Source organism: Bacillus sp. GS3m_15504 (genome assembly GCF_055825275.1).
The window spans coordinates 134,525-142,029 of record NZ_JBVVNL010000007.1; the positions used below are offsets into that span (position 1 = coordinate 134,525).

Consider the following 7,505-nt stretch of genomic DNA (forward strand, 5'->3'; position numbering starts at 1 on the left):
TTTTTATCTTTATTAATTAAATAAAATCTTATACTTACCGGAGGTTTTTCTTTATGCGTTTTTCAATTCAAAAAGACTATCTTGTAAGAAGTGTACAAGATGTAATGAAGGCTGTTTCTTCTCGTACAACAATTCCGATCCTTACAGGAATTAAAGTTGTCGCTACGGAAGAAGGAGTTACATTAACAGGAAGCGATGCTGATATTTCGATTGAATCTTTTATCCCAGTTGAAGAGGATGGAAAAGAAATTGTAGAAGTAAAACAATCAGGAAGTATTGTTTTACAGGCTAAATATTTTAGTGAAATTGTAAAAAAATTGCCGAAAGAAACTGTAGAAATTTCTGTCGAAAATCATTTAATGACAAAAATAACTTCTGGGAAATCAGAATTTAATTTAAATGGTTTAGATTCTGCAGAATATCCATTGTTACCACAAATTGAAGAACATCATGTTTTTAAGATTCCAACAGATTTACTTAAACATATGATCAGACAAACTGTATTTGCAGTCTCCACTTCTGAAACAAGACCAATCTTGACAGGTGTAAACTGGAAGGTATATAACAGCGAACTAACTTGTATTGCTACAGATAGTCACAGGTTAGCTCTTCGAAAAGCAAAAATTGAAGGTATTGTAGATGAATTCCAGGCAAATGTTGTTATTCCGGGAAAAAGCTTAAATGAATTAAGCAAAATTCTAGATGAGTCTGAAGAAATGGTAGATATCGTTATTACGGAGTATCAAGTATTATTCCGTACAAAACATTTATTATTCTTCTCAAGATTGTTAGAAGGAAATTATCCTGATACAACTCGATTAATTCCTGCAGAGAGTAAAACAGATATTTTTGTAAATACAAAAGAATTTTTACAAGCAATTGATCGTGCATCTCTGTTAGCTAGAGATGGTCGTAATAATGTTGTGAAATTATCAACTTTAGAGCAGGCAATGCTAGAAATTTCTTCGAATTCACCAGAAATCGGGAAAGTAGTAGAAGAAGTTCAATGTGAAAAAGTAGATGGAGAAGAGTTAAAAATATCTTTTAGTGCAAAATATATGATGGATGCACTAAAGGCATTAGATAGTACTGAAATTAAGATTAGCTTTACTGGAGCAATGAGACCATTCTTAATTCGTACGGTAAATGATGAATCCATTATTCAATTAATTTTACCGGTTCGTACTTACTAAGTAAGAAATAAGGGTTGCTAGTTTTCAGATGCTAGTAGCCCTTATTTGATTTTTGGGTATTACTTTCCTAATGCTAGTTTATTTAGTACAATGAAAGAATGAACACTTTCAGAAAGTGAGCGATTTTATGAAACGTATTAAAATTTCAACAGAGTATATTACACTAGGGCAATTTTTAAAGTTAGCCGATGTAATTGATACAGGTGGCGCTGTAAAATGGTTTTTACAAGAATATGAAGTGTACGTGAATCAAGAACTTGAAAATAGAAGAGGGCGCAAGCTATATGCGAACGATATTATTGAAATTCCAGGAAGCGGAAGTTTCCAAGTTCAGTCATAAAGGGGGAGCCCTTTGTTTATTTCAGAAATACAATTAAAAAACTATCGCAATTATGAAAAATTAGAGCTTTCCTTTGAAGATAAAGTAAATGTAATTATCGGCGAGAACGCGCAAGGGAAAACGAATTTGATGGAAGCTATTTATGTTTTGGCGATGGCGAAATCTCATAGAACCTCTAATGATCGTGAGCTTATCCGTTGGGATGAAGATTTCGGTCAAATTAAAGGAAAGTTACAAAAGAGAAATAGTTCTTTGTCTTTGGAATTAAATATCTCGAAAAAAGGTAAAAAGGCAAAATTAAATCAACTTGAACAACAAAAATTGAGTCAATATATTGGCGTGATGAATGTTGTCATGTTTGCCCCAGAAGATTTAAATCTTGTAAAAGGAAGCCCTCAAGTAAGAAGACGCTTTTTAGATATGGAATTAGGCCAAATAGCTCCGGTCTATTTGTATGAATTGAGTCAATATCAAAAGGTGCTCACACAACGAAATCACTTGCTGAAAAAGATGCAAGGGAATAGTAAGAATGAGGAAACGATGTTGGATGTATTTACACTTCAACTTATTGAGCATGGTACAAAAATATTGCAAAAACGCTTTGAGTTTTTGCATTTACTACAAGAATGGGCAGCTCCAATTCATCGTGGTATAAGCCGTGGATTAGAAGAATTAGAAATTGTCTATAAACCGAGTGTAGATGTATCAGAATCAATGGATTTGTCGAAAATAAAAGAAGTATACTATGAAAGTTTTCAATCAGTGAAACAACGTGAAATTTTCCGTGGTACGACTTTAATTGGTCCTCATCGTGATGATTTACAATTCTTCGTTAATAGTAAAAATGTTCAAGTCTTTGGTTCGCAAGGACAACAACGAACGACCGCACTGTCCCTAAAATTAGCTGAAATTGAATTGATTTACTCAGAAGTTAAGGAATATCCGATTCTTTTACTCGATGATGTATTATCAGAATTAGATGATTATCGTCAATCGCATCTGTTAAATACAATTCAAGGAAAAGTGCAAACATTTGTGACAACGACGAGTGTCGACGGAATTGAACACGAAACATTAAAAGAAGCGAAAACAATTCATGTAACGAACGGCACGGTAGATTGTGAAATAGATAGGGCGTAATCCCTGTTTAAATGGAAAAGTAGGTGATCTTTGTGTCAATGGAACAAAAGCAAATGCAAGAAAATTCATATGATGAAAGTCAAATACAGGTACTTGAAGGACTAGAAGCAGTTCGAAAACGCCCTGGTATGTATATTGGATCTACAAGTGGAAAAGGACTTCACCATCTTGTATGGGAAATCGTTGATAATAGTATCGATGAAGCACTTGCAGGGTACTGTGACGAAATTAACGTTAGTATCGAAGAAGATAATAGTATTCGTGTAACAGATAATGGACGTGGTATTCCGGTTGGTATACAAGAAAAAATGGGACGTCCTGCTGTAGAAGTTATTATGACCGTTCTTCATGCTGGTGGTAAGTTTGGCGGCGGCGGTTATAAAGTTTCTGGTGGTTTGCATGGTGTTGGGGCATCTGTAGTAAATGCTCTATCAACAGAACTAGAGGTATTTGTACATCGTGAAGGTAAAATCCATTATCAAAAATACGAAAGAGGTATTCCGGTTGCGGATTTAAAAGTCATTGGTGATACAGATCAAACGGGAACGATAACTCGATTTAAACCAGATCCAGAAATTTTTCAGGAAACAACAGTATACGAATTTGATACACTAGCAACTCGTATGCGTGAATTAGCATTTTTAAATCGTAATATTAAACTGACAATTGAAGATAAACGTGAACATAAGCAAAAAAAAGAATTCCATTATGAAGGTGGAATTAAATCATATGTTGAGCATTTAAACCGCTCAAAACAACCAATCCATGAAGAGCCTGTATATGTAGAAGGATCAAAAGATGGTATTCAAGTTGAAGTTTCCTTACAGTATAACGAAGGATATACAAATAATATTTACTCATTTACGAACAACATTCACACGTATGAAGGTGGAACACATGAAGTAGGGTTTAAAACAGCTTTAACTCGTGTGATTAACGATTATGGGCGTAAAAATAGTATTCTAAAAGATGCAGACAGTAATTTAACTGGTGAGGACGTTCGTGAAGGTTTAACTGCAATTGTATCAATTAAACATCCAAATCCACAATTTGAAGGACAAACGAAGACGAAACTTGGGAATAGTGAAGCGAGAACGATTACAGAGTCTGTGTTTTCAGAGGCATTTGAAAAGTTCTTACTAGAAAACCCGAACGTTGCACGAAAAATCGTAGAAAAAGGTACGATGGCAGCGCGTGCACGTGTTGCAGCGAAAAAAGCACGTGAATTGACACGTCGTAAGAGCGCGTTAGAAGTTTCAAGTTTACCTGGTAAATTAGCAGATTGCTCTTCAAAAGATCCAGCAATTAGTGAAATTTACATTGTAGAGGGTGACTCTGCCGGTGGATCAGCAAAGCAAGGGCGTGATCGTCACTTCCAAGCGATTTTACCACTGAAAGGTAAAATTATTAACGTTGAAAAGGCAAGATTAGATAAAATCTTATCTAACGATGAAGTGCGTACAATTATTACTGCAATTGGTACGAACATTGGCGGAGATTTTGATATTGAGAAAGCTCGTTATCATAAAGTTATTATTATGACGGATGCCGACGTAGATGGTGCGCATATTCGTACCCTATTATTAACGTTCTTCTATCGTTATATGCGTCAAATTATTGAACATGGTTATATCTATATTGCACAGCCACCGTTGTTTAAAGTACAACAAGGTAAAAAAATTCAATATGCTTATAATGAGAAAGAGCTTGAAAAGATTTTAGCTGAATTACCAGCTCAACCTAAACCTGGAATCCAACGTTACAAAGGTTTAGGAGAAATGAATCCAACTCAGCTTTGGGAAACAACAATGGACCCAGAAGTACGTTCATTACTTCAAGTTTCCCTTCAAGATGCAATTGAAGCAGATGAAACATTTGAAATTTTAATGGGGGATAAAGTAGAGCCACGTCGTAACTTTATCCAAGAAAATGCAAAATACGTGAAAAACCTTGATATTTAAATGAGTAATGACAGGAATCTGAGTATTCCTGTCTTCTACATATAAATCAATGTATGTGTAACGGAAATGTAAGAGGAGGTGCTCGTTGATGTCAGACAATCAACAACAAGCACGAATTCGAGAAATTAATATTAGCCATGAAATGCGTACCTCATTTTTAGATTACGCAATGAGTGTTATCGTATCTCGTGCATTACCAGATGTTCGTGATGGATTAAAACCTGTGCATCGTAGGGTTTTATATGCGATGAATGATTTAGGAATTACGGCTGATAAAGCGTATAAAAAATCAGCACGTATTGTTGGTGAAGTAATCGGTAAGTATCACCCTCATGGTGATTCAGCTGTTTATGAAACGATGGTACGTATGGCGCAAGATTTCAGTCAACGTTATATGCTTGTTGATGGGCATGGTAACTTTGGATCTGTCGATGGAGATTCAGCGGCAGCAATGCGTTATACAGAAGCAAGAATGTCTAAAATCTCTATGGAATTAATACGTGATATTTCAAAAAATACAATTGATTATCAAGATAACTATGATGGTTCTGAAAGAGAGCCGATTGTGTTACCAGCGCGTTTTCCTAACTTACTAGTAAATGGTACGACAGGTATTGCAGTTGGTATGGCAACAAATATTCCGCCGCATCAACTTGGTGAAGTAATTGATGGCGTATTGGCATTAAGTCATAATCCCGATATTACTATTGCAGAATTAATGGAGTGCATTCCAGGACCAGATTTCCCGACGGCAGGTTTAATTTTAGGAAGAAGTGGTATTCGTAGAGCTTATGAAACAGGACGCGGGTCTATTATACTTCGTGCTAAAGTTGAAATTGAAGAGAAGTCAAATGGCAAACAATCTATTATCGTAACGGAACTACCTTATCAAGTGAATAAGGCGCGATTGATTGAAAAAATTGCAGAATTAGTTCGCGATAAGAAAATTGAAGGTATTACAGATTTACGTGATGAATCAGATCGAAATGGTATGCGTATTGTTATGGAAGTACGTCGTGATGCCAATGCTAATGTATTATTAAATAACTTATATAAACATACAGCACTTCAAACAAGTTTTGGTATTAACATGCTGTCTCTTGTAAATGGAGAACCGCAAGTACTGAATTTAAAACAAAATTTATATCATTACTTGGAACATCAAAAGGTAGTAATTCGTAGACGTACTGCTTATGAACTTGAAAAGGCAGAAGCACGTGCTCATATCTTAGAAGGATTACGAATTGCTTTAGACCATCTGGATGAAGTTATTACATTAATTCGTAATTCGAAAACAGCGGAAATTGCAAAGCAAGGTTTAATGGAACGTTTTGGCTTAAGTGAAAAACAAGCGCAAGCTATTTTAGATATGCGTCTGCAACGCTTAACAGGATTAGAACGCGAAAAAATTGAACAAGAATATCAAGATTTAATGAAGTTAATCGCTGAATTAAAAGCAATCTTAGCAGATGAAGAAAAGGTTCTTGAGATTATTCGTGAAGAATTAACAGAAGTAAAAGAGCGCTTCAATGATAAGAGACGTACAGAAATTACAATTGGTGGTATGGAGTCTATTGAAGATGAAGACTTGATTCCAGAACAAAACATCGCCATTACGTTAACTCATAATGGTTATATTAAGAGGTTGCCAGCTTCTACGTACAAAACACAGAACCGTGGTGGACGTGGTGTGCAAGGAATGGGAACAAATGATGATGATTTCGTAGAGCATTTATTAACTACTTCTACGCATGATCATATTCTATTCTTCACTAATAAGGGGAAAGTATACCGTACGAAAGGATATGAAATCCCAGAGTATAGTCGTACAGCGAAAGGTATACCTATTATTAACTTATTAGGTGTAGATAAGGGTGAATGGATTAACGCCATTATTCCAATTCGTGAATTTGGTGACGATGAATTCTTATTCTTCACAACAAAACAAGGTATTTCTAAGAGAACACCACTTTCATCATTTGCGAATATACGTACAAATGGTTTAATTGCAATCTCTCTTCGTGAAGAGGATGAAGTAATATCTGTACGTTTAACATCTGGTGATAAGGATATTATTGTAGGTACAAGCAATGGTATGCTAATTCGTTTTAACGAGCAAGATGTACGTTCTATGGGACGTAATGCGGCTGGTGTAAAAGCAATTACATTAGGTGAAGAAGATCAAGTTGTAGGTATGGAAATTGTCGAAGAGGATGTAAATGTTTTAATTGTAACGAAAAATGGTTATGGAAAACGTACGCCGATTGATGAATATCGCTTGCAAAGCCGTGGTGGTAAAGGTCTGAAGACTTGTAATATTACAGATAAAAACGGTAAATTAGTAGCTGTTAAATCTGTAACAGGTGAAGAAGATATCATGTTAATTACAGCAGCAGGTGTTATTATTCGTATGCCAGTTGATCAAATCTCTCAAATGGGACGTAATACACAAGGTGTTCGTCTAATTCGATTAGAGGATGAGCAAGAGGTAGCGACAGTAGCAAAAGCACAAAAAGATGATGAGGAAGAAACGAGCGAAGAGGTTTCTTCAGAAGAATAAGAGGGGAGATATCTCCTCTCTTTATTTTTTTATAATAATACTTGCATGGGGAAGAGAAAGCCTATATAATAGGCAGAGTCAGCAAATGAGAGATACAAGTTATCGAAAAAACTTGTTGACGAAAATAATATACTATGATATATTATAAAAGTCGCTGAAACGCGATGTTGAACTTTGAAAACTAAACGAAACAAACAACGTGAAACGTCAATTTTTATTTTAGATGCTAGACAAACTAACTTTATTGGAGAGTTTGATCCTGGCTCAGGATGAACGCTGGCGGCGTGCCTAATACATGCAAGTCGAGCGAA

The 7,505-nt window shown here is 35.5% G+C and carries 5 protein-coding genes and 1 rRNA gene; all 6 read left to right on the plus strand.

Annotation, left to right across the window (positions count from 1 at the left end):
* The first annotated feature begins 53 nt into the window (after positions 1–53).
* Positions 54–1,193, plus strand: coding sequence for a DNA polymerase III subunit beta (gene dnaN, locus AC0L0O_RS27790; protein WP_001212527.1), 1,140 nt, complete (start codon positions 54–56; stop codon positions 1,191–1,193).
* Between the two features lie 127 nt (positions 1,194–1,320).
* Complete coding sequence (gene yaaA, locus AC0L0O_RS27795) at positions 1,321–1,533, plus strand: S4 domain-containing protein YaaA (protein WP_000821367.1); 213 nt, start codon at positions 1,321–1,323, stop codon at positions 1,531–1,533.
* A 12-nt stretch (positions 1,534–1,545) separates the two neighbouring features.
* On the plus strand, positions 1,546–2,673 hold the full coding sequence (gene recF / locus AC0L0O_RS27800) for a DNA replication/repair protein RecF (protein ID WP_000470750.1): 1,128 nt from the start codon (positions 1,546–1,548) through the stop codon (positions 2,671–2,673).
* Between the two features lie 38 nt (positions 2,674–2,711).
* The gene (gyrB, locus tag AC0L0O_RS27805; RefSeq protein ID WP_000435993.1) at positions 2,712–4,634 is read left to right on the plus strand and encodes a DNA topoisomerase (ATP-hydrolyzing) subunit B; all 1,923 of its coding nucleotides are present in this window, start codon (positions 2,712–2,714) and stop codon (positions 4,632–4,634) included.
* 88 nt (positions 4,635–4,722) lie between these two features.
* Complete coding sequence (gene gyrA / locus AC0L0O_RS27810; RefSeq protein ID WP_001282849.1) at positions 4,723–7,194, plus strand: DNA gyrase subunit A; 2,472 nt, start codon at positions 4,723–4,725, stop codon at positions 7,192–7,194.
* Between the two features lie 241 nt (positions 7,195–7,435).
* Positions 7,436–7,505: ribosomal RNA gene (locus tag AC0L0O_RS27815) — 16S ribosomal RNA — on the plus strand; the annotation flags it as partial.

Bases quoted from the DNA above. Each gene is read 5' to 3' on its own strand.
- gyrB (WP_000435993.1), top strand. From the start codon at position 2,712: ATGGAACAAAAGCAAATGCAAGAAAATTCATATGATGAAAGTCAAATA.
- dnaN (WP_001212527.1), top strand. From the start codon at position 54: ATGCGTTTTTCAATTCAAAAAGACTATCTTGTAAGAAGTGTACAAGAT.
- gyrA (WP_001282849.1), top strand. From the start codon at position 4,723: ATGTCAGACAATCAACAACAAGCACGAATTCGAGAAATTAATATTAGC.
- yaaA (WP_000821367.1), top strand. From the start codon at position 1,321: ATGAAACGTATTAAAATTTCAACAGAGTATATTACACTAGGGCAATTT.